The organism is Pontimicrobium aquaticum (assembly GCF_005047595.1).
In the GTDB taxonomy this organism is placed as follows: domain Bacteria; phylum Bacteroidota; class Bacteroidia; order Flavobacteriales; family Flavobacteriaceae; genus Pontimicrobium; species Pontimicrobium aquaticum.
In genome coordinates, this window is record NZ_SUPL01000002.1 from 288960 (window position 1) to 313266 (window position 24307).

At 32.7% G+C, this 24307-nt stretch carries 19 protein-coding genes; 10 read left to right on the plus strand and 9 right to left on the minus strand.

Annotation, left to right across the window (positions count from 1 at the left end; all coding sequences use genetic code 11):
• Positions 1-5: 5 nt before the first annotated feature.
• The 4 genes from E5167_RS04145 to E5167_RS04160 all read right to left on the minus strand — a co-directional run bounded on the left by E5167_RS04145 (position 6) and on the right by E5167_RS04160 (position 4582).
• Positions 6-560, minus strand: coding sequence for a sigma-70 family RNA polymerase sigma factor (locus E5167_RS04145; protein WP_136841339.1), 555 nt, complete (start codon positions 558-560; stop codon positions 6-8).
• A gap of 106 nt (positions 561-666) precedes the next feature.
• A complete protein-coding gene (locus tag E5167_RS04150; protein ID WP_136841341.1) occupies positions 667-2709 on the minus strand; it encodes a M3 family metallopeptidase in 2043 nt (680 codons plus the stop codon).
• Positions 2710-2943: 234 nt separating this feature from the next.
• Positions 2944-3426, minus strand: coding sequence for a 5-(carboxyamino)imidazole ribonucleotide mutase (purE, locus tag E5167_RS04155; RefSeq protein ID WP_136841343.1), 483 nt, complete (start codon positions 3424-3426; stop codon positions 2944-2946).
• A 1-nt stretch (position 3427) separates the two neighbouring features.
• On the minus strand, positions 3428-4582 hold the full coding sequence (locus E5167_RS04160) for a 5-(carboxyamino)imidazole ribonucleotide synthase (RefSeq protein WP_136841345.1): 1155 nt from the start codon (positions 4580-4582) through the stop codon (positions 3428-3430).
• A gap of 138 nt (positions 4583-4720) precedes the next feature.
• On the opposite strand from E5167_RS04160, the gene E5167_RS04165 reads away from it, so the two are divergent.
• The 5 genes from E5167_RS04165 (at position 4721) to E5167_RS04185 (ending at position 9542) form a co-directional block, all read left to right on the plus strand.
• Positions 4721-5830, plus strand: coding sequence for an adenylate kinase (locus E5167_RS04165; RefSeq protein ID WP_136841347.1), 1110 nt, complete (start codon positions 4721-4723; stop codon positions 5828-5830).
• 71 nt (positions 5831-5901) lie between these two features.
• Positions 5902-6900 carry a GTPase ObgE gene (gene obgE, locus E5167_RS04170; RefSeq protein ID WP_136841349.1) on the plus strand — a complete coding sequence of 333 codons (999 nt, stop codon included), beginning with the start codon at positions 5902-5904 and terminating at the stop codon, positions 6898-6900.
• Positions 6901-6910: 10 nt separating this feature from the next.
• Positions 6911-7615: an ion transporter gene (locus E5167_RS04175; RefSeq protein ID WP_136841351.1), complete on the plus strand. Its 705-nt coding sequence runs from the start codon at positions 6911-6913 to the stop codon at positions 7613-7615.
• Positions 7616-7646: 31 nt separating this feature from the next.
• Positions 7647-8168 carry a DUF4136 domain-containing protein gene (locus E5167_RS04180; RefSeq protein WP_136841353.1) on the plus strand — a complete coding sequence of 174 codons (522 nt, stop codon included), beginning with the start codon at positions 7647-7649 and terminating at the stop codon, positions 8166-8168.
• Positions 8169-8252: 84 nt separating this feature from the next.
• Complete coding sequence (locus tag E5167_RS04185) at positions 8253-9542, plus strand: hypothetical protein (RefSeq protein ID WP_136841355.1); 1290 nt, start codon at positions 8253-8255, stop codon at positions 9540-9542.
• A gap of 146 nt (positions 9543-9688) precedes the next feature.
• Here E5167_RS04185 and E5167_RS04190 read toward each other — a convergent pair whose 3' ends face one another.
• On the minus strand, positions 9689-15793 hold the full coding sequence (locus E5167_RS04190; RefSeq protein WP_136841357.1) for an alpha-2-macroglobulin family protein: 6105 nt from the start codon (positions 15791-15793) through the stop codon (positions 9689-9691).
• Between the two features lie 140 nt (positions 15794-15933).
• On the opposite strand from E5167_RS04190, the gene E5167_RS04195 reads away from it, so the two are divergent.
• Both E5167_RS04195 and E5167_RS04200 read left to right on the plus strand, forming a co-directional pair.
• Positions 15934-16884, plus strand: a complete 951-nt coding sequence (locus E5167_RS04195) for a tetratricopeptide repeat protein (RefSeq protein ID WP_136841359.1) — start codon at positions 15934-15936, stop codon at positions 16882-16884.
• Positions 16885-16938: 54 nt separating this feature from the next.
• Positions 16939-18294 carry a UDP-N-acetylmuramate--L-alanine ligase gene (locus E5167_RS04200; protein WP_136841361.1) on the plus strand — a complete coding sequence of 452 codons (1356 nt, stop codon included), beginning with the start codon at positions 16939-16941 and terminating at the stop codon, positions 18292-18294.
• On the opposite strand, the gene ggt is transcribed toward E5167_RS04200, so the two are convergent.
• The 4 genes from ggt to E5167_RS04220 all read right to left on the minus strand — a co-directional run bounded on the left by ggt (position 18291) and on the right by E5167_RS04220 (position 21556).
• Positions 18291-19898 (minus strand): gamma-glutamyltransferase, encoded by a 1608-nt coding sequence (gene ggt / locus E5167_RS04205; RefSeq protein ID WP_169301372.1) that lies wholly within the window; start codon positions 19896-19898, stop codon positions 18291-18293. The two genes, E5167_RS04200 and ggt, sit on opposite strands and share 4 nt — an antisense overlap.
• Positions 19899-20109: 211 nt before the next feature.
• Positions 20110-20481 carry a VOC family protein gene (locus E5167_RS04210; protein ID WP_136841365.1) on the minus strand — a complete coding sequence of 124 codons (372 nt, stop codon included), beginning with the start codon at positions 20479-20481 and terminating at the stop codon, positions 20110-20112.
• A 19-nt stretch (positions 20482-20500) separates the two neighbouring features.
• Positions 20501-21100: an FMN-binding negative transcriptional regulator gene (locus E5167_RS04215; protein WP_136841367.1), complete on the minus strand. Its 600-nt coding sequence runs from the start codon at positions 21098-21100 to the stop codon at positions 20501-20503.
• A 3-nt stretch (positions 21101-21103) separates the two neighbouring features.
• A complete protein-coding gene (locus E5167_RS04220; protein WP_136841369.1) occupies positions 21104-21556 on the minus strand; it encodes a DUF1569 domain-containing protein in 453 nt (150 codons plus the stop codon).
• Positions 21557-21605: 49 nt separating this feature from the next.
• Here E5167_RS04220 and radC point away from each other — a divergent pair, with 49 nt between their 5' ends.
• The 3 genes from radC to E5167_RS04235 are packed head-to-tail and all read left to right on the plus strand — an operon-like array spanning position 21606 to position 24284.
• Positions 21606-22304: a RadC family protein gene (gene radC / locus E5167_RS04225; RefSeq protein WP_136841371.1), complete on the plus strand. Its 699-nt coding sequence runs from the start codon at positions 21606-21608 to the stop codon at positions 22302-22304.
• Entirely contained in the window at positions 22304-23605 is a 1302-nt protein-coding gene (locus E5167_RS04230; protein WP_136841373.1) for a polysaccharide deacetylase family protein, read from the plus strand. The genes radC and E5167_RS04230 overlap by 1 nt, the downstream gene beginning before the upstream one ends.
• Positions 23595-24284 (plus strand): YjjG family noncanonical pyrimidine nucleotidase, encoded by a 690-nt coding sequence (locus E5167_RS04235; RefSeq protein ID WP_136841375.1) that lies wholly within the window; start codon positions 23595-23597, stop codon positions 24282-24284. Before E5167_RS04230 ends, E5167_RS04235 begins: the two co-directional genes overlap by 11 nt.
• Positions 24285-24307: the final 23 nt, after the last annotated feature.

Here is a 24307-nt window from a genome sequence, read left to right on the forward strand (position 1 = left end):
TTATATTAAAACCAATTTTTTTCCATACAAGAGGCTAAAGATGTTCTAGCTCTATGTATTATTACCCAAAGATTAGACGCAGTAATTCCAAGTTCATTACAAATAGTTTCGGTGTCATAATCTAATAATGTTTTCATTTTAAAAACTTCGGCTTGTTTTGATGGCAATTTACCAATGCAATTGTGAATAGCCAAACCAAGTTCGGTATTTTCTAAATTGTTTTCTGCTGTTTTGTCAAAAGGATCTGCAACGCGTTGCTCAAGCCAATCACCATCATCTTCAGCATCAAAATTTAGATTCATTCGTACTTCGGCTTTTCCTTTTTTAGAGTTTATTTTTCTATAGTAATCAATTATTTTTCGCTTTAAAATAGAAATTAACCAAGTACGTTCACTGGCTTCACCTTTAAAGTTTTTCATAGATTTTAAGCCTGCAAAAAAGGTTTCTTGAACTAAATCTTGTGCAGTTTCTCTATCCTTTACTCTTGTAATGGTGTAGTTAAAAAGATAATCGGAATATAAATCTATCCACTTATTTGGATTTATTTCGTGACCTGACATAAAAGGCTATTAATTTTCTAGTTCAAAAATAAAAGAAAATGTTGACTTGTAATAGATTTATGATAAGTTTAAGGTTATTGGTTATAGATTTGATTTATTACGATCTTTATTTCAACAACCCAGCACGTTTTAATAAGGCTTCTGGTTTTGGTTCTTGTCCACGAAAACGTTTATATAATACCATTGGGTCTTCGGTGCCGCCTTGAGATAATACAAACTCTTTAAATTTGTTAGCAACTGTTTTGTTGAAAATGCCTTTTTCTTTAAAATACTCAAAGGCATCAGCATCCAACACTTCAGCCCATTTATAACTGTAATATCCTGATGAGTAGCCACCTTGAAAAATATGTGCAAAAGCAGTACTCATACAATTTTCTGGTACATTAGGATACAACTGTGTGTCTCCAAATGCTTTTATTTCTTGTGCTTTCACATCTTTTATATTCGAAGGATCTTGTCCGTGCCAACTCATGTCTAATAAGCCAAAGCTTATTTGACGAAGTGTTTGCATGCCTTCATGAAAGGTTGCCGATTCTTTTATTTTGTTTACCAATTCCATTGGAATTACTTCATTGGTTTCGTAATGCTTTGCAAACAACTCTAGAGCTTCTTTTTCGTAACACCAATTTTCCATGACCTGACTTGGTAATTCTACAAAATCCCAATACACCGATGTTCCTGATAAACTCGGGTAGGTTGTATTGGCTAGCATACCATGAAGTGCATGACCAAACTCGTGAAACAAGGTTGTCACTTCATTAAAGGTCAGGAGTGATGGTTTACTCTTTGTTGGTTTTGTAAAGTTGCAAACAATAGACACATGTGGACGATGATTATGACTATTTTGGACATATTGAGGTTTGTATGATGTCATCCACGCACCATTGCGCTTTCCTGATCTTGGAAAAAAATCGGCATAAAAAATGGCTGTTAGTCCTCCATCATCAGTAACTTTATAAGTTAAAACATCTTCATGATATTTGTCAATATAATCTATTGCATCTTTGTCATTAATTTCTTCAAATCTTAATCCAAATAATTTTTCTGCAACCTTAAATGCTCCTTCAATCACATTTTCTAATTTGAAATAGGGTTTTAGTTTTTCATCATCTAAATCAAACAGTTTTTGCTTCAGTTTTTCAGAATAGTATGCTGAATCCCATTTATGGAGTTGGTCAATATTATCTAAATCTTTTGCAAAATTTTCTAGGTTTTTAAATTCGCGCTCTGCTGCAGGTTTGGCTTTTTCCAATAATTCGTTTAAAAAACTCTTAACTTTTTCTGGTGTTTTAGCCATACGTTCTTCCAATACAAAATGCGCATGAGTTTTGTAGCCTAATAGTTGTGCACGTTTAAACCTAAGATTAGCAATTTTAATTACGATGTCTTGATTGTCAAATTCATCATTTTTAAACCCTTTACTGCCAAAAGCCAATGATAGTTTTTTGCGTAATTCTCTATTATCGGCATACGTCATAAAAGGTATGTAACTTGGATAATCTAACGTGATTAACCAACCTTCTTTGTCTTTACTTTCGGCTAGTTGTTTTGCTGCTTCTTTAGCACCTTCAGGTAGTCCAGATAAATCATTTTTATTAGTAAGAAGCATTTCAAACTTATTAGTTTCTGCTAATACATTTTCACCAAACTTTAATTTTAATTGACTTAATTCTTTATCAATAGCTCTTAATTGTTCTTTTTTGTCATCAGGAAGATTGGCGCCATTTCTAGAAAAACTTTTATAGCGTTTATCAAGAAGTGTTTTTTGTTCTTGGGTTAGGTTTTCTGGTTTAGAGTCGTAAACGGTTTTTATGCGCTTAAATAGATTTTCATTTAACGTGATATCGTTACTAAATTCAGATAATAATGGTGATACTTCTTGTGCGATTTTTTGAATCTCATCATTAGTTTCAGCAGAATTTAAGTTGAAAAAAATACTCGAAATCCTATCTAATTCTTGACCTGAAAATTCTAAAGCCTCAATGGTGTTTTTGAAAGTAGGATGTTTTGCATTTTTTACAATTGCGTCAATTTCTTTTCTGGCTTTTTCAATGGCAATTTTAAAAGCAGGTAGAAAATCTTCAACCTTAATTTTTGAGAAAGGAGCTGTATTATATGGAGTGTTAAATGGTTGATTTAAAACGTTCATTTTTTATTGTAAGGAATTATTTATAATAGTTGTGATTTATTCAAAAAAGGCAATCATTAAAGGTAATACTTTTCTCTATGAACTATTGATTTAACTAATATTAACAGTTTTTAATTAGCCATATTTTAGAAAAATGTTACTTTCGCCGATATTTTTTCATAGAGTCTATTTTTAGGCTCTTAAAAAATAGTTGATTAATAGCAATTGTAAAACCTCGATTCCCTCGGGGTTTTACTATTTTATAGACTTTGCTGCTTCTATTACTTTGGCTTTTAAACCTTCCTTAAAAACAATTACTTTGTCTAGTACACATGTATCCGAAGTACCAATAATTTGAGCAGCTAAAATACCAGCATTTTTAGCGCCATCTAGTGCTACTGTTGCTACAGGAACGCCTCCAGGCATTTGTAAAATTGATAGTACAGAATCCCAGCCATCTATAGAATTTCGAGATTTTACAGGAACACCAATAACAGGTAATGGTGATAATGACGCAATCATTCCAGGTAAGTGAGCAGCACCACCCGCACCCGCAATAATTACTTTTATGCCTCTAGTGTGGGCATTTTTACCATAATCAAACATTTTTTCAGGCGTACGATGTGCTGAAACAATATCAACTTCAACCTCAATATCAAATCCTTTTAAAACATCGATCGCCTCTTGCATAACAGGAAGGTCGCTATTGCTTCCCATAATTATTCCTACTTGTGCCATATTATTCGCTTATTACTTTTATTTTCTTTTTAACTTCTTCAGCTATTCTTCGTGCTTCATTTATGTTTTCATGTACAATGGTTACATGACCCATTTTTCTAAATGGACGCGTCTGTTTTTTGCCATAAATATGAGGTGTTACGCCATCCATAGCCATGATAGACTCAATATTTTTATAGACAACATTTCCAGTATAATCTTCTGCTCCAACTAAGTTTACCATAATGCCTCCAACTTTACTGTCGGTTTTTCCTAGAGGTAGATTTAATACAGCTCTTATGTGTTGTTCAAATTGCGAGGTATAACTAGCTTCAATAGTATGGTGTCCTGAATTATGAGGCCTAGGAGCTACTTCGTTTATTAAAATGTCATCGTCTTCAGTTTGAAACATTTCTACGGCCAATAAACCTACGTGCTTAAAAGCTGCTGAAGCTTTTAAAGCAATCAATTCTGCTTTTAAAGCCACTTCTTTTGAAATTCTTGCAGGACAAATAACATATTCTACTTGGTTAGCCTCTGGATGAAATTCCATTTCAACTACTGGATATATTTTTACCTTTCCATCAGCATTTCTTGCAACAATGACAGAGAGTTCGTTTTTAAAAGGAATTAATGTTTCTGTAATGCATTCTACATTTGGCAATTCTTCAAGATCAGAATGGGATTTCACTACTTTTACGCCTTTACCATCATATCCAAACTGTGCACTTTTCCAAACAAAAGGGAACTCGAGGGTTTGGTGCTCGATAGCTGTTAGTATTTCGTCTTTATAGGCAAATCTTGAAAAAGGAGCAGTGGGCAAGTTATTATCTACATAAAATAGTTTTTGTTTTGCCTTGTTTTGAATAGTTCGTAAGGTTTTAGACGTAGGATATACTTTAATACCTTCTTTTTCTAATTTTTCGAGTGCATTAACGTTAACATTTTCAATTTCAATAGTTAGTACATCTACATTCTTTCCAAATTGATACACAGTATCAAAATCCATTAAATCGCCTTGTACAAATTCGTTACAAGCAATTTTACAAGGAGCTTCATTACTAGGGTCTAAAACACAAGTATGAATATCGAATTTTCGAGTATCGTTAAGTAGCATTTTACCAAGTTGGCCACCACCTAAAATACCTAATTTAAATTGAGAAGAAAAATAATTCATTTTAAACTATTGCCTTGTTTTTGCATTTAGCATTGCAAAAATACATTTTAATATTGAACCATTTTCTAAAAACATAAATCAAAATATCGTTTAAACTTAATCAATTGATTATCTTTGCCTCTTTCAAAATTTATTAAGGTGATAAAGCTTCATAACAAATACTTCAAACCATTTATTTCTGAACAAGAAATTGATGAAGCAGTTTCAAAAATGGTAGACGAAGTTTTAGCAGATTTAGGTGATGAGATTCCTGTGTTTGTAGGGATTTTAAATGGCTCGTTTATGTTTGTGAGTGATTTTGTAAAAAAGTATCCAAAACCTTGTGAAGTTACTTTTATAAAATTAGCGTCCTATGAAGGCGTAAAATCTACCGAAGACATTCAGCGCCTTATTGGATTAACACAAGACTTAACAGGTCGAACTGTAGTAATTCTTGAAGATATTATTGATACAGGAAACACGCTTGAGGAAGTCCACAGAATTTTTAAAAATGAAAATGTAAAATCATTGTTAATCGCTACATTGTTTTACAAACCAGAAGCTTATAAAAAAGATTATAAATTACATTATATAGGTATAGAAATTCCTAATAAATTCATAGTAGGATACGGATTAGACTACGATGGACTAGGTAGAGATATACCAGAAGTTTACCAAATAAAGACCACGCAACACATGACAAACCTAGTATTATTTGGGCCTCCAGGCGCAGGAAAAGGTACCCAAGCTGAATTTTTAAAAGAAACATATAATTTAGTTCACATTTCAACAGGAGATGTTTTTAGATACAATATTAAAAACGAAACTGCATTAGGAACTCTAGCTAAATCGTATATGGATAAAGGACAATTAGTCCCAGACGAGGTCACTATTAAAATGCTAAATGCCGAAGTAGAGAAGAACTCGGATGCTAACGGTTTTATTTTTGATGGGTTTCCACGTACAGAAGCACAAGCAAAAGCACTTGATGAGTTAATGGAAGATAAAGACTCTAACATTAATGCCATGATAGCTTTAGAGGTTGATGATGAGGTATTAGTAAAAAGACTGTTAGAAAGAGGTAAAACAAGTGGTAGAGCAGATGATGCTGACGAAAGTATTATTAGAAACAGAATTGCAGAATATTATAGTAAAACAGCAGTTTTAAAAAACTATTATTCTGCTCAAAATAAATACTTTGGAGTAGATGGTGTAGGAAGCATTCAAGAAATAACAGAGCGTTTAAACAAAGTGGTGGATGCACTGTAAATAGGGTTTCACTTTTTTAATAAAATTAATTAATTTGATTCCTGCTAATGCAGGAATCTTAATATAAAGACATGACAGAGGGCAATTTTGTTGATTATGTAAAAATCTTTGCTTCTTCCGGAAACGGAGGCAAAGGTTCTGTGCATCTTCATCGCGAAAAATATATTACAAAAGGAGGGCCTGATGGTGGTGACGGAGGACGTGGTGGTCATGTTATTATTAGAGGAAACGAAAACCTATGGACCTTATATCACCTAAAATTTAAAAAGCACTTTAAAGCAGGACATGGAGGTCATGGGAGTAAAAGTAGAAGTACAGGAGCCGATGGAGAAGATGTGTTTGTAGATGTACCACTAGGAACGGTTGTAAGAGATACCGAAACCAATGATATTCTTTTTGAAATAACGGAGCATAACGAAGAAAAAATTTTATGTGAAGGAGGTATGGGCGGACGAGGTAATTGGCATTTTAAAAGCTCAACAAACCAAACACCACGATATGCCCAACCTGGAATTCCATTAGAAGAAAAACGTGTTACTATTGAGTTAAAGCTTTTAGCTGATGTTGGTTTGGTTGGATTTCCTAATGCTGGAAAATCTACCTTACTTTCAGTGATTACTTCTGCAAAACCAAAAATTGCTGATTACGAGTTTACAACGCTAAAACCAAATTTAGGTATTGTTGAATATAGAGATTATCAGAGTTTTGTGATGGCAGATATTCCAGGAATTATCGAAGGTGCTGCCGAAGGAAAAGGTCTTGGACATTACTTTTTAAGGCATATTGAGCGTAATTCCATTTTGTTGTTTATGATTCCAGCTGATGCTGACGATATACATAAGCAATACGATATTTTACTTGATGAATTACGACGTTACAACCCAGAAATGTTAGATAAAGAACGCTTTATTGCCATTTCTAAAAGCGATATGCTAGACGAGGAGTTAAAAGCTGAATTAAAACAAGAGTTAGACAATAATTTACCAATAGATTATATGTTTATTTCTCCTGTAGCACAGGAAGGAATAACACAACTTAAAGACAAATTGTGGCAAATGTTAAATTCTTAAATTTGTTGCTATGAGAGCATTCATAAAGAGTTTTGTAGAATTTAATGACAATAAACTAAGCAGATGGTTTGCTTTTTTCATTCAAGCACTTATTTTACTCTCATTAATTACTTTTTCGGTTGAAACTTTACCAAATTTACAACCTCAAACACAAGCAGTTCTAAGAGTTATAGAAATTTTCTGTGTTGTCGTTTTTACTATAGAATATGTTTTAAGAATTTATGTCGCAGATAGTAAGCCAAGGTTTATTTTTAGCTTTTTTGGACTCATTGATCTTATTGCTATTTTACCTTTTTACTTATCGTTTGGAGTTGATTTACGTTCCTTAAGAGCCTTACGTTTTTTACGATTATTTAGAATTTTAAAATTGGTTCGCTATAACAGGGCAATGAACCATTTTGTAAGAGCTATAAAATCTGCAAAAGAAGAAATATTGCTATTTATATTTATCACATTAATGCTTATTTACTTTTCGGCAGTAGGTATTTACTATTTCGAAAACGAAGCGCAACCAGAGCATTTCACGTCAATTTTTGATAGTTTATGGTGGGCAATAATTACATTGACAACAGTTGGTTATGGTGATGTGTATCCAATTACCGTTGGAGGCAAAGTGTTTACGTTTTTCATATTAATGATAGGTTTGGGTATTGTGGCAATTCCAACAGGAATTATTTCATCAGCTTTAACACGTTCGGTTGATAAAAAGGAATAATTTTTGATTAACTTTAGTAAAATTTTAGTTGATGAAAAAGATATTAGCCCTACTTACTTTAATTGTTGTTACATCTTGTGCATCCATTTATGTGAATTACGATTATGAAAAGCAAACAGATTTCACTAAATACAAAACGTATAACTACTATTCTGATATCGATACAGGATTAACGGAGTTTGATACCAAACGATTATTGGATGCTTTAGATGAAACTTTACTACTTAAAGGCTTGACACTATCTGATAACCCAGACTTCTTTATAGATATCACAAGTTCCGAATTTCAGAATAATCAAAGAAACTCTGTAGGTGTTGGAGTTGGTGGGTCTGGACGTAATGTTGGTGGAGGTATTTCTATTGGCTTACCGATTGGACAACCTAAATTGAGCAGACAAATAGTGTTCGATTTTCATGATGAAAATGGTATTGGTTTGTTTTGGCAAGCTGTAAGCGAGTCGGGATACAACCCAAATGCATCTCCTGAACAAAAAGAGGCTCGTATCAAGGCTATTGTCGAAAAAGTATTGAAAGGATTTCCTCCTAAACAATAATATGCTTCTTGTTAACTAGCTGTTAAACAGTTTTTTATTTTTGTAGTTTCTAGTATCTTGAGCTAGTAAACTAACTAATTAACCATGAGTAACATTTCAGTAAGTACTTCTAAATGGTCTGTACTAGAACGTTTAGGCTTTAGATTCAGCTTTCTTTATTTTATACTTTATATTGTTTTTCAAAATAATGGAGCCTATCCATTTTGGGGCGTTTTAATGAAATATCCAACTCAACTATTACATAAGTTCATTCCTTGGGTTGGGAAAAACATATTAAATCTATCTTACGAGATAACCACTTTTACTAATGGAAGCGGAGATACAACTTATGATTATGTATTAGTTTTTACCATATTTATAACTGCTATTTTTGGTACAATTATATGGTCTCTATTAGATAGAAATCGTATTAATTATACTAAACTGTATTATTGGCTTACAGTGGCAATGCGTTTTTATGTAGGATTAATGCTAATAAATTACGGATTGGTAAAAGTAATTAAACTACAATTTCCAGAACCAGCATTTTACAGACTTATAGAACCTTATGGTGACTCGTCTCCAATGGGATTAGCTTGGACATTTTTAGGGTTTTCGAAAGGCTATAATTTATTTATGGGAATCGCCGAAGTTGCTGCTGTGCTATTATTGTTTAGAAGAACTTTAACCTTTGGATTGATTATCACTTTAATGACAACTGCTAATGTGATGGCAGTAAATTACTTTTATGATGTTCCAGTGAAGCTATTATCAACCCACTTGGTTTTAATGACCTTATTTTTGTTGTTAAAAGATTTTAAAAAGCTATGTACTTTCTTTTTTACTAGCAATCCGGTTAGTTTATCTGTGATAAAACAACCTGCAAAAGAAGGTAATAAATCCTTACGATTAGTTTCAAGAATTATAAAAGGACTGGTTTTAGGTTATGTTACAATATTTGGTTTTATTAACTTAACAAAATCACAAAAAATGTATGGCTCTAAAGCCCAAAAACCGGATCTATATGGCTTAATAAAGATTACCCATTTTGAAAAAAATGGAGATACAATTTCAACAGATGTGAATAATTATGAGCGATGGCGATATATAATTTTAGAAAGAAAAGGAAGTGCTCAAATTTATAATATTGATAAGTCGAGACTGTTTTTTAAATCAGAGATTGATACGCTGGCATCAGAACTGAAATTTACGAGTTATTCAGATTCAACCGATTCATTTATTATTACTTATACAAAGGAAAACAATAAGTTTAGTTTTGAAACTGTATTTAAAAATGATTCTATAAAAGGTAGCGGAAGAATACTAACCAAAGACAACTTTATCCTTACTAATCGTGGTTTTAATTGGATTAACGAACGTCCGTTTAATAGGTAAGAGAGGTTGTGTTTTGTCATTACGAGGAACGTAGTGACGTGGTAATCTACTATTAATAATAACTAACAGATTGCTTCACTTCTCGATACAATTCCTCATTTTTTCGGAATCACTCAAAGTGACAAACTTAAAATACTACTAACTGATTACTGATTACTGCCCACTGAAATCCTCACACCTTCACTATGACTACTAAATTCTGGAGCATACATACTTTGTATGGTTGTAATACCATTACTCATGTTTCCAGCATTGTTCACGCGTAAATCATATTCAAATACATACACGCCTTTTGGTAAATAGTCAAAAAAGAAATTAGTGCTTGCATCTTTGGTACTTTCATAATAACCCAATCCATCTTGCCATTTGTATTGAGACAGCACATTTATAGGTTCCAATCCTGAAGCTCGCATATCTTTCATGTGAATGAACTCCATGTTTCTGTCGCTTCGTAACTCAATACGAACCCTTACCAAATCTCCAACTTGTAATTTCGTGTCAGACGTTATTTCGGTAATTTCTTCACCTTTGTCTGTATTGGTTTTTAGGAAGAGTTTTTTATTCAATTTTAAAGGCGTTTCAGCTGAAGTAATCTTATCTAAATCCTCAAAATACTGCCAATACAAACTTCCCCAAGCAATACCATCACCTTTTTTGGTAAGTTTTACGTCTGCCATTTTTGGTGTCACTTCATTACCATTCCAAGATGCTTTATAATAACCTGTTCCAGCTTCTACTTTTACATTTTCAAGCTTTGATGGATTAATGTTTTGTCCACCCAAAACCACATCAACCATATCTGTAACGCTTAACCAATCGCTTCCTTGAAGCAATAAGGCATAAACCGCTTCGGTAGTAGCTTTGGTGGTTTTCCATTGGTTGGTTTGTTTGTTTTTAAGGAGCCAGATTTTTAGGTTGTCAATGGTTTCAAGATTCTTCGCTTCGCTCTGAATGACATTACCAACTTCGGAGAATACTTCAATCATTAGTGCTTGCGTTTCAATTGGCGCTTGATACCAATACCATGAATTGGTGTTTTCTTTCCAATACATGCCTAATTCGTTTGAAGTGAGGCTGTTTTCTTTTAAGGATTTTAAAATTTTTGCTGAAGTCTTGTTATCATCCATTCTATTGACCACTAAGGCCATCAGTCCTTTTGCATACAATGAACGCGATAACCAATATTTCTTTATTTGAGAATGGTAATACGCTGTGATGTCTTCCACTTCTTTTGATTTCTCAATATCACTAAAGAAACTTCGCATATACAAATAATGCAATTGTGTATAACTTAAATGGTCTTTGCTGAGATCGACATCTTTATTGTATTTGGTGATGTCTTTGTATTCTTTTACGAATTCTGAATCTAAATATTGGATTGCTTTTTGAATCATGTTAGATTCTTCACTTTCGTTCAGAATGACATTTAGTTGTTTTAAGTGCCCAAAACCAGAAATGATGTGCTGCGTGATATATCTGTTTTCATAACCACCATTAAACCAAGCCCAAGCACCAGAAGCCATTTGATTATTTTGCAACTTTCGTAAAGCCGATTGCAATTTGTTATTCATTTTGTTGAGGTCGAATAGCAGAGCAATACGTTTTTTCTGTTCGGTTTCGCTTTGAGCATCACGTAACCAAGGCGTTTCTTGAATTAAAATAGATTTAAGTTCTTCATTCTTTTCAAGATTACTAATTAATGCATCTTGAGATGCCCATTGATTAAATACCTCCTGAATTCTCGGATTGCTATTCGCAATATGACTTGCTAGAGCATTGGCATAATAGCGCGAGAATGTTTGCTCATTACACTCATAAGGATATTCCATTAGGTAAGGCAAGGCTTGTACAGCGTACCAAGCAGGATTGCTTGTCATTTCAAGCGTTAACTTATGGTGCTTTAAAGTTGTTGAGATGTTGGTTTTTAGCTTATCTAGAGAGAATGTTCTGATTTCGTTACTTCTAATCCACATTGGTAAGGTTTCAGTCACTAATAGTCTGTTACTTAACACTGGAAGTGCATTTTGTTCACCATCACTAAAATCACCAGCTTTTGCTATGACTTTGTATTGCACTGCTTGTACTGTGTATGGAATGTCCAATTGCCAAGAGACTTGTGAGTTGCCTTTGGCGTCAATAGAAAAGCTTTGTGTAATATTGGTGTCTTCGAGAGCCTCAGACACCAATTTGTTTGTAATATCTTTACCAGAAATGGCGTCTGTCAATTCCAACTTAGCCTGTCCAGTTAGTTGTTTCTCAGTAAGATTTGCAATTTTAGTACTAATAGTAATTTGGTCGCCTTCACGTAAAAAGCGTGGTGCATTAGGTATGACCATTAATTCTTTTTGTGTTACTGTTTCTAGTTGTGTGACTGCACTTTCTAACGTTTTGGTATGTGCCACTAGTTGCAATTTCCATTTGGTTAAGGCTTCTGGTGTGGTAAAACTAAAGGTGACATTGCCTTCAGCATCTGTTTGTAAATGCGGAAAGAAAAAGGCAGTTTCTTGAAGGTTTGTTCGGATTTTAATGGTTCCAAAATCAGATTTATCTTTTAAAGTTTCTAGACTTGGTGGTTTAGGATAATTAGAGTTAGGCTCAACTTTTTTCATTAATTTTTCTCCGCTTGAAACTACAACCTCATCTAATTTTTCATTATCATCATTTACTTTCATGAAAGCAACTTCTTCAATTTCTTCTTCTAAAACTTGAACTCCTGTTACTTTCCTACTTAAAGCTCTAACTAAATTATTATGACCAAAAGAAAACCCAAACCAATTTAATTGGTCATATTGTTGCGTTTTAAATTGATGATAAGCAGTTCTGTCTTGCTGTATTCTAAAGTTTACGTTTCCAAAACCTTGTCTAGCATTTCTATTGGAGAAACTTCTATATATTGGATTTTGAATAGGATTAAAGTTCCATTGATGTTGTCTAAATTTATCTAAAGAGGCATCATACATACTTGCTAATAATTCGGCAGCGACTTTATCGCCTTTAGGGCCTTTAATTTTAAAACTCCAAGTTTCATCAGTTCCTGGTTGTAGCTTGTCTCTAAAGGTTAGCGTTTCAATATCCAAATCGGTTTTAGGATAAGGCACACTAATGTTTACCATGCCACTTTTAAAACTGTTAAAAGCAGCAAAACTATAATGCACTACAAAACCACCTACATCATTTTTATCGACAGGAATACAAATGCTTTTTTTATTTTTGTTAATGCGAATAACTTCTGTCTTAATAACTTTATGATCTTTTTCAATGTCAACCGTTATTGTAATGTTTGCAGCAGACCCAAAGGTTAATTCTGCTGTGTCACCAATATTATAGTTTGTTTTGTCTGTAGTAACAGTAAATAGATGGTTGTCTGCAACTTGTTTGTCTTTACCACTATATAAGGTTGTTTTAATCTGGTCTTTCACTTCTTGACCAAATTTGTCTTTGGTTTCCAAAACAATAATATATTGTCCAGATTCCCACTTTTTAATATTGCCTAAAGCGAGTTCTTTAGATTGTTTGGTGTCAAACGGTTTTTCAAAAACAAGCTTGCCTTTTTTCCATTGGTTGCTATCATCTTCATTGGCATAAGCATCATGAGGAAACAGTTGTTTGAACTCACTTTCAGAGAGCATTTGGTAGTCTGGAGCCTTCCATGGACGCGCCCTCAAGGGCGATTTGGCAGGAATTAATTTGAATATTTTTATAACTCCCTTTGCAGGAATAAATTCACCATTAAGGTTTTTGGTGTCAATGGTTAGTTTGTGGTCTTTTTGAATTTTGTCCAGTTTAGCATCAACCGAAACATTGGCTGTCAAGGCATGATAACCAACATTAACAATCGTAGTTGCGCTTCTGGTTTCGCCATTTAAATCGGTGACGTCAGCAGTGATTTCATAATTGAAAATTGGCAAGCTAGATGCATCAACGCTTTGGTCTGGTAATGCTTTAAAGGTGATTTCAAATTCGCCTTTCTCATTGGTGAGACTTTCGCCATGAGCAATTTCCTGAGGTTCGCTATTAAACCAAGGACGATACCAAAAATACCATCGTGGATACTGTACTTTTCTATGCACACGATACACCACTTTAGCATCAGTAATGTTGCTTCCAGCATAAGCTAATGCATTTCCTTTTACAGTGACAGAATCGTTTATTTTAAAAGTTTCAGTAACTGGATTGAAAGTAGTTTCAAATTTAGGACGTTTGTATTCTTCGACAGATATGTATGTGTTATTTCTAAATCTGTTTTTTTCAACTGAGTATAATTCAATTCTAAACTGACCATTTAAACCATTATTAGGCAATATAAATTCTCCAGATACTGAACCAAATTCATTTGTTGTTAGTTTGTGTTGTGATATGATTTCGTTATTAACATCAAAAAGCGTTGCAATGACAGCTTCCTTTTCTAAAACTTCAGATTTGTGATCCTCGGTTTTCATGGCAATACCTTTAAAATAGACGGTTTGTCCAGGTCTGTAAATACTTCTGTCAGTAAATAAAAAAGCTCTAAATTCTGCTTCTTTTTCACTAATATTCCCACGATTATTTACATAAAAATTGTCGAAATAGGCTTTGTCATTTTTTGTGCTAACAGCAATGTCTAATTGCCAATAACGGTTTTTAACTTTTGTGATGTTAATTTCTCCTTTGGAGTTAGTCGTTTTATGTTCGGTTTGTTCTGTATTATTGCCTCTACGATAGGTTAGCGTCATTTTGGCATTGGCAATAGGTTGACCGTTATTTCTATTAATGACTTGGTAGATATGATGATTCGCATCACTTTTATCAACAATAGCCAAATTAGTTACTTGTACACTAGCAAATGCGAATGTATTCTCTTTGTCACTTTCAGGTGATGCAAACACTACATAATAACCATTGTTGAGGTCTGGTAAAACAACTTCGGTGGTGTGTGTTTGGTAATCACCTTCGTTTTTTAACCTACTTTGCCATTTTTTATTGACCTTTAGTTTTTTAATGAATGCGAGTTGTTCTTCTTTTCTATAAGTTCTATTTAATTTTTCAAGCTGATTTTTGCTAATACCATAGACTTTAAAATTTAAATGGTCATGATTCTTATAGCGAATTAGTAATCTAGAGTTTTTGTTAATTGGTAAATGACTTTCAGCAGTAATTTGTAATGACTTTTGTAGAATTTGCTGCTTTAAAATTTGGCACTTTTCAGCACCTTTGCTTTTAGGGAATTTATTGATGACAGCATCACCTATTTCAATTGCTTTTTTGAGTTTCCAACGATGTGTTTCATTTGTTGTTGGCTCATACGTATTGCCTTGTTCAAAATAGATTGAAGCTATTTCAAAATCATATAAAGCAGACATTTCATGTGATTTTAAGCGGTTACTTTCAGCTTTTAAGGTTTCTAACAATTTAGAATCAATATCACTAAAAGTAGCATGTTGCTTCACATACAATAAACGATTGATGTCAACATCAGCCAATGCGTAAGGCGACTCGTCTTTTAAATGAAACTTAGTTAGTTTCTGATACAATTTTAAGGCTTGTAACTGTAAAGACGTACTATCTTTAGAGGTGATGCTCAATAGTGAAAAACTTTTAGCATCATTTAAAAATTGCTCGTTGTCAATTTCAAACTTGTAAGCAGGTTTGGTGATGCTATTTTCGTGAGTGGTATAAAACTCCAAAGCATTATGAGCCAAAAAGTCAAAGAGTGTTGGTCTGTAGGTTTTTGAATCTTCTTGAAGAATTAATAGCTTATCATAGTTTTTTAAATCTTCTAGCTGCAACAATAATTGTTGCTCTAATGAATTTTGGTAATGCAAGCTAATCTCATCAAATAAGGTTTGTAAATCCCAAGTTCTAAAGTCTTCTGGACTTGCTTTTTTAGAAGTTTTTGTTCTGTTATAAAATTGCCATCTGTTTTGCTGAAAATACTGCCAATAGAGATTAGCTAATAAACTTTCTAAGATGTTTTTTGTTGAAAACTCACTTTTAGAAATCTGAGCTTTAAAATCGTTGATAATGCTTAATTGTGCATCTTCTTCAAGAATAAGTATAAACTTACTTTTAAACAAAAGTGCTTTAATGCGTTGAACATTATTATCCTCTTTGTCTGTTTTATTGCTTATGGTTTCAACGACTTTCAGGGCAGATTTTGGTAAACCTTCCACTTCATATTTCTCAACCTCTTTCCATAAGTCATCATAGTTGTTTTGTGAATGGCTAAGGTTAGCAAATAGTAAAATTATAATGATGGCAATAGTCTTATTCATGTTATTGATTTTTCACAATGTTACATTCAAAATGTGTTCCAAAAAATACGAAATGAGTAAAATACTTCGTTGAGTGAGTAAAGTTACCTTTTTTCAATTCAGAGGGAAAGTTTATTTTTGCTTTATCGACAAATATATAGATGAAAAAGTTTTTGTTTTTATTATTTCCATTATTTGGTTTCTCACAAGCGACTGTCATTGAGATTAATCAGCTATTTAAACAAAAGCAGTTTATAAAGGCTGAACAACTTGCCAGTGCTTTTGTAGATAAAAACCCTAGTAATTTAAAAGCCATTGAACTTTTGGGTGATGCTTATGGTCATCAAAAAAAATGGGATGATGCTATTGTACAATACAAGAAACTGGTTGAAACCAAAGATGACAACGCAAATTATCAGTATAAATATGGAGGTGCTTTGGGCATGAAAGCTCTTGAAGTTAATAAATTTAAAGCTTTAGGAATTATTGGTGATGTGAAAGCTGCTTTTTTACGAGCGGCCGAATTAGATCCAGAACATATTGATGCACGTTGGGCTCTGGTTGAATTATATATGCAATTACCTGGTATAATTGGAGGGAGTAAAAAAAAGTCTCTTAAATACGCTGAAGAGTTAGAACAGCTCTCGAAAGTAGATGGCTATTTGGCAAAGGGTTATATTTATGAATATGATGACGAGCCAAAACTTGCAGAAACTTATTATAGAAAGGCTATTGAAATAGGAGGTTCATTAACGTGTTACGAGAAACTAACTAACTTATATGAAACCGAAAAGAAACCAGCTAAAGTAATTGCAACTATTGAAGAAGCTTACGAAAAACACAATAAAAATCATTTGCATTACCAAATAGGAAAAGTAAGTGCCGATTATAATATTGAATTGGATAAAGGAGCACGTTGCTTAAAAAAATACATTGAAAATTATACAGCCAAAGATGGTGTGCCAATAGAATGGGCATATTTTAGATTAGCTCAAATTCATAAAAATAAAAACAATAAAACTGACGCTTTAAAGTGGGTTAATAAGGCTCTCGAAATTAGATCAGATTTTAAGCAAGCTATAGAAGAGAAAGAGAAAATACTTTCTCTTTAGAATTTGGAATTTGGGTTTCTATTAGTGACATTTGTTGCTGTTGAATAACACATTATGAACGTACATTTTATTGCTATTGGTGGAGCTGCAATGCACAATTTAGCTATAGCGCTTCACAATAAAGGCTACAACATTACAGGTAGCGATGATACAATTCATGACCCTTCAAAATCGCGATTAGAAGCTAAAGGGCTATTACCAGAACAATTTGGTTGGTTTCCAGAAAAAATCACTCAAAATTTAGACGCTATCGTTTTAGGAATGCATGCTAAAGCAGATAATCCTGAGCTATTAAAAGCTCAAGAGTTACAATTAAAAATTTATAGTTATCCTGAGTTTTTGTACGAGCAATCTAAAAACAAAACCCGTGTAGTCATTGGTGGGAGTCATGGCAAAACTACTATTACATCCATGATTTTGCACGTAATGCATTATCATGATCGAGATGTTGATTATATGGTTGGCGCACAATTAGAAGGTTTTGATGTCATGGTAAAATTGACTGAAGACAACGATTTTATTGTACTGGAAGGTGATGAGTATTTGAGCTCACCAATAGATAGACGACCAAAATTTCATTTATACAAGCCAAATATTGCATTATTAAGCGGAATTGCTTGGGATCATATAAATGTGTTTCCAACGTATGAAAATTATGTAGAGCAGTTCAGTATTTTTGTAGATAGTATTATAAAAGGAGGAAGTATTAATTATAATGCTGAAGATGCAGAAGTAAAGCTAGTAGTTGAAGCTTCTAACAACACGATAAGAAAATTGCCTTATCACACACCAGAATATATAGTTGACAACGGAGAAACATTATTAGAAACTCCAGAAGGATCTTTGCCAATTGAAGTATTTGGAAAGCATAATTTGAATAATCTTGCTGGAGCAAAATGGATTTGCCAGCACATGGGAATTGATGAAGACGATTTTTACGAAGCTATTGCTACGTTTAAAGGAGCGAGTAAGCGTTTAGAAAAGATAGCTGAAAGTAATAATAGTGTTGTTTTTAAAGATTTTGCCCATTCGCCAAGTAAAGTAAAAGCGACTACTAAGGCAGTTAAAGAGCAATATCAAGATAGAGTAGTGGTTGCTTGTTTGGAATTGCATACCTATAGCAGTTTGAATGCTGAATTTTTAAAAGAGTACAAAGGTACTTTAGATACTGCAGATGTCGCTGTGGTGTTTTATTCGCCTCATGCTGTTGAAATAAAAAAGCTAAAAGCTGTAAAACAAAAGCAAATTGCTAATGCTTTTCAGCGAGACGACTTAATTATTTACACCACTCCTGATAATTTTAAGCAATTCCTATTCTCACAAAACTTCGATAACAAAGCACTGCTTTTAATGAGTTCTGGAAATTATGGAGGATTGGATTTTGAGGAAGTGAAAGCCTTGATAGGTTAGTGGTCAACAATAGCTTTTCTGCCTTCACCACGACTATCTATGCCTACATCAAACGATACAATATTTCCTTCTTCATCATAAATGAGTTTAATTCCAGTGGCATTACCAATGCTTCCTTTTTTTATTTCATGCCCTCTATTTTTTAAAGTATTAATAACAGAATCAAGAATACCATTATCGACTCTTATAGAATTTGGCTCAATAAAAGCAGCTTTTGGAGCATCAATAGCTTCTTGCATAGACATTTTAAAATCAATAAGGTTAAAAACTATTTGTGGAACATTTTGAGTTATAGTATGTCCTCCAGGAGAACCCAAGGCAGCATAAGGTTTTCCATCTTTAAGTATGATTACTGGCGCATCTCCTGATAATTTATGCCTTCCTGGAAAAGCATCCATAGGATTTCCTTTGGGTTCAAAAGTTGAATAAGCCATAGAATTATTTAACCATATTCCTGTTCCTTCAACCATAATACGACTGCCAAATAGATTCCCCAAAGTTTGTGTTGCACTAACAATATTTCCCCATTTATCTGTAACAACAAAATGCGTTGTGTTTTTGCTTTCATTTGAAAAAGGTGCAACAAAGTCTTTTGCGTTCTCCATATTTATTGATTCTGCTATATTTTTTAAAAAACTTTTAGAAAGAAGACTGTCAATAGGTGCTTTCTTGACTTCAGGATCAAACGAATATTTTAATCGTGCTTTGTACGATTCTTTGGTTATTTCAGCAAAGCGATGAAGATAATCAACAGAGTTGTGTTTTAAATCTTTTGAAGAGAATTGCTCCATTACTCCCAAGTTAAATAAAGCAGGAAAAGAGTTTGCAGGTAATGATGCAGTGTAAACATCATAACCTCTATAATTGTATTTTAGAGGTTCCCACCACTCGGCTTCATTACTATTTAAGTCTTCAATAGAAAGAAAGCTACCAGCTTTATTCATTTGTTCATCTATGGCTTTAGCAATATCGCCATGATAAAACGGTGTTGTTCCTTCTCTTGAAATTAATTTAAAAGTATTGGCCAAGTCTGATTGAATAAGTACTTCTCCTTTTTTAAGTGGATGTCCATTTTTACCATAAAATGATTTTGGATAGTCTTTAAAGTCAGGATAGGAGAGCTTAATCCATCTAGCTGTATTTGAACTTATTTTAAAACCATTGTCAGCATAATTAATGGCCGAGTTAAACAATTTATTCCATTCCAAAACACCATATTTTTTATGCATATCTGCCCAAGCATTTAAATTTCCTGGAGTGGAAATAGCTTTAGGTCCAGTTCTATTTTGCATATAATTTGGAGTGGGTTCTCGCATTAAATCTGTATTAGTCTTTGCTGGAAATCTACCACTTGGATTTAAATATCTTATTATTTTATTGTCTGAATCATAAATCAAGATAGTACCATATCCACCAATTCCAGACATCATAGGCTCAACAACGTTCAATGTTGAAGCTACTGCAATGGCTGCGTCAAAAGCGTTGCCTCCATTTTCTAAAACATCTAAACCAGCTTGAGTTGCTAAAGGATGTGCTGAAGCAACACTACCATTAAGAGTTTTTTGTTCAGTTGATTGAGAACAAGAGTTTATGAAAGTAATCAAAAAAAATAAATGGAAGACTGAAAATTTCATCATTAGGATATATTAATTACAACGTATTAGAGCTTTAGTAACGCTTTTATACAAATGTCTATGAGGTACAATTTAGTTGTTTTTTTAGAAATATTTAGTTAATTAATTAATCTTACTTTGATACTAATGTAAACTTTCAAATTCATTAAGCTGTAAGGGTTTTATTTAAACAACAAAATAATCAAACATGCTGATCCACCAAAATAGGGTTGCCATCTGGATCTACAATAACAAAACTGGCTGGTCCAGTTGTTGTTTCATCAGCTTCTGTAATCATAGTAAAACCTTTACTTTTAAGCTCTTTTTGTATATCTCTAACATCTGTAAATGATTTTAACGGGTTGGCATTACCATCCCATCCTGGATTAAAGGTTAGTATATTTTGGTCAAACATACCTTCAAATAACCCTATAGTTGTAGTATCATTTTTCATAATAATCCAGTTTTGTTCAATGTCTCCTCCAAATTCTTTAAACCCAAGTTGCTCATAAAACAACTTTGATAATTTTATATCTTTAACGGTTAAACTCACCGAAAATGCTCCTAGTTTCATACTTTGTCTTTTACGATTTTTAAAATACCTTGTTTAAAAAAGGTTCTATATTATGTTGATTGGCTCTAATTAATTCTTGCTTTGCAGCTTCAATATCTCGCTTATTTTTGTCTTGAGATAGTTTAAACTTACCTTCCCAATTGGTAATAGTAATTTCAAACATTTTTATATAATCTAAATTTGCATCCATTCTTGGATTATCAGCATCAAGCACATAGTTTTGGTCTGGTTGCTCCAAAAATTCAGTCATAATGATGAGTGATTCCTTTAAAGCATCTTTACTTTCAATGGCTTTTACACTTCCTTTTAAATGCAATTTTATGTAGTTCCAAGTCGGTAATTGTGTTGTAGTGTAAATACTTGGTGAAATATAACATTGCGGACCAGAAAATATAATAGTAACCTCGTTATCATCACGCATTAATTTAGTTTGTGGATTGTAAATATCAATATGTCCAATTAGTTTACCATCTATATCTCTATATATTAAAGGCATGTGAGTTACTAAAGGCTCATTATTGTGTACAGAAATTACAGTTGCCAAAGGATAAGCTTTAATAACTTCAATCATGTTGTTTTTATCATGATCTAAATGATGTGGTGGGGGGTATTTGCTCATAAGTTATACACCAAATTGAGTTAGATGATGATTAAGATGCTTGTACTGCATTTTACCCCATTGTTCGGTATTAAAAGTTCCAAAAAAGGGGTGCTCAGGCCAGTTATTTGTGTCTTTTTTATTTGAAAATGCAGTAATGATCTTAATCAACTTTTCTTTTTCTTCTTGAAATGTTTTAGGCTCTGTAATTTTAAATTCTTGAACAGTTCCTAAGTTTTTTTGCCAACTTTTATCATTATACATTAGTGGTTTAAAGAATTTCATCACTAACTTTTTAAAAAAGCCAATTTTAGTATTTAATTGTAATGTTCCGTTAGCAACTTCTAAAGGTTTTTGGCAGTGTGTAAGCATTTGTCCAACAGACATCTCTCCCCAATTAGGTGTAGAATTTTCGTTTAATTTTTCAATTCTATCAATAATTTCTTGGTAAGTTTCAGTATCAAATAAAGATTTCATGTAATAAGATTTTATTGCTTCTGAAATTTACAATATTTATATTTACTGAATGCCAGAAAAAACATCTTCTTTTTCTATTAAAAACTGGAGTCAAGATGACCAACCAAGAGAAAAACTTCGCGATAAAGGCAAAGCTGCTTTAAGTGATGCAGAATTGGTTGCTATTTTAATAGGTTCTGGAAACAGAGAAGAAAGTGCCGTTAAATTATGTCAGCGAATTTTATCAAGTGTCGATAATAACTTAAGCGAATTAGGAAAGCTATCTATTAAGCAGCTTATGGAGTTTAAAGGCATTGGTGAAGCTAAGGCCATAACTATTGTGGCTGCTTTAGAATTAGGAAGGCGACGAAGAGGCGAGGAGGCACTAAACAAGAAAAAAATCACCTCAAGCGTTTCGGTTTTTGAATTAATGCAACCCATTATTGGAGAGTTGCCACATGAAGAATTCTGGATTGTGTATTTAAACAATTCCAACAAAGTGATTCAAAAAAATCAGTTGAGTAAAGGAGGAATTACAGGAACCTTGGTTGATGTTAGGCTAGCACTAAAAATAGCTTTAGAAGTTGGAGCTACTGGCATTATTCTGGCACATAATCATCCTTCTGGAACGTTAAAACCAAGTGCAGCAGACAAGCAGTTAACAGCAAAATTGAGTACAGCTTCAAAAAGCTTAGATATTAAAGTCTTAGACCATTTAATTATAACTGAAAAAGCATACTTTAGCTTTGCAGATGAAAATATCTTGTAATGCTATTAGTTTACACTCATAAAATAACGCCAAGATTAAATTATATATTTAAACAAATATGTACACGCATTTTAGGTATTCCTGTGTCGTTCACGACAACAATTGAAGAGTTTATTGCGCATGATAGTTTAAAGTTGTCGTATTCTCAGCAACAGCTTGGTAATGAGTTTTATATTAAAAGCAATCAAATATTATTTGAGCAAGGACTTTCTGATATTGACATCCATATACATGATTGGGAAAACACTAAATGTTTTTTTTACAATGGTGATAAAAGCGATATGCCATTCGATATTTTTGCAGCATCATTTTATTTATTAAGTCGTTATGAAGAATATTTGCCACATGTAAAAGATGAGTATGGACGTTTTACAGCTAAAGATAGTTTAGCGTTAAAGCATGATTTTTTACATCAGCCTGTAGTAGATATTTGGGCTTACAAATTTAAAGAGGCACTTCAAGAAAGATTTCCTGATTACCAATTTAAAAATAGAAAATATAAAGTAAAGCCAGTTATAGATGTACCAATGGCTTATTATTTTAAGCAAAAAGGCTTAATGCGAACCATTGGAGGAACATTAAATGATATTTTTAGACTTAAATTTAGGCAATTATATCAGCGTTATTTGGTTTTATTGCGCTTTAAAAGAGATCCATATAATACGTTTAAATGGATTACAAACATGCAAAAGCATAGTACAAGTAAGTTTTTAGTATTCTTTTTAATTGGTGATTATACTACCTACGATAAAAATATTAGTATTAATAAAAAACAGTTTGTCTCTTTAATTAAATCGGTTGCAGATTATTGTGAGGTTGGACTAAAAGCCTCATATTTTGCTTTAGAAGATTTCGACATATTAAAAACAGAAAAAGAAAACATGGAGTCCACAATAAATACGTCATTGAAGGCTTCTAGAAATTCTTTTTCTAAACTAAATTTACCTACTGCATATCGTAATTTAATTGAGTTAGAAATAAAGGAAGACTACACTATGGGCTACATAAACAATGTTGGTTTTAGAGCTGGATCTTGTACACCTTTTTTGTTTTACGATTTAGATTACGAAATACAAACGCCTTTAATGGTGCATCCATTTCATTTAATGGACTTTGTGCTTTTAAAGCACATCTCTTTTTTAGATAAAAAACAAGCCTTAGAAAAGGTAATGCATGAAATTAAAAAAGTGAATGGTACCTTTACGCCAATATTTCATAATTATTCTTTTAGTGATGATCCAAGATGGAACGGATTTAAAGAATTATTTGCAATGGTTTTAAACTCAGAAAATGAAAATTAATAATATCTCACATGTCTTTTTTGATTTAGATCATACCCTTTGGGATTTTGATAAAAACTCAGGTTTAACTTTTAAAAAAATTTTTCAAATAAATGGTATAGATACTAATTTAAAAGAGTTTTTAGAAGTTTATGAACCAATAAACTTTCATTATTGGAAGCTATATAGAGAAGAAAAAATTGAAAAGTCAAAATTACGCTTCGGAAGATTACATGATGCATTTACAGAATTAAATATTACAGTAAAACCAAGTATGATTTACAAACTGTCTGAAGATTATATTACACATTTATGCACATTTAATCACCTATTTGACGATGCTATTGAAATACTAGAATATCTAAAATCAAAATACCAATTACATATTATTACCAATGGGTTTAAAGAGGTGCAACATGGTAAGCTAAATAATGCAAATATTGATCACTATTTTAAAACCGTTACTAATTCTGAAATGGTAGGCGTAAAAAAGCCGAACCCTAAAATTTTTAATCATGCATTAAACATTGCAAAAGCTAGTACTAGTAATAGCATCATGATTGGAGATAACCTTGAGGCAGATGTACAAGGAGCACTAGACGTTGGGTTAGAGGCTATTTGTTTTAACTACCATAAAGAAAAACTAAATGGAACGATAAAACATATTGATAACCTTATAGAGCTTAAACAGTTTTTATAATTACAAAATGTATCTTTACGCAA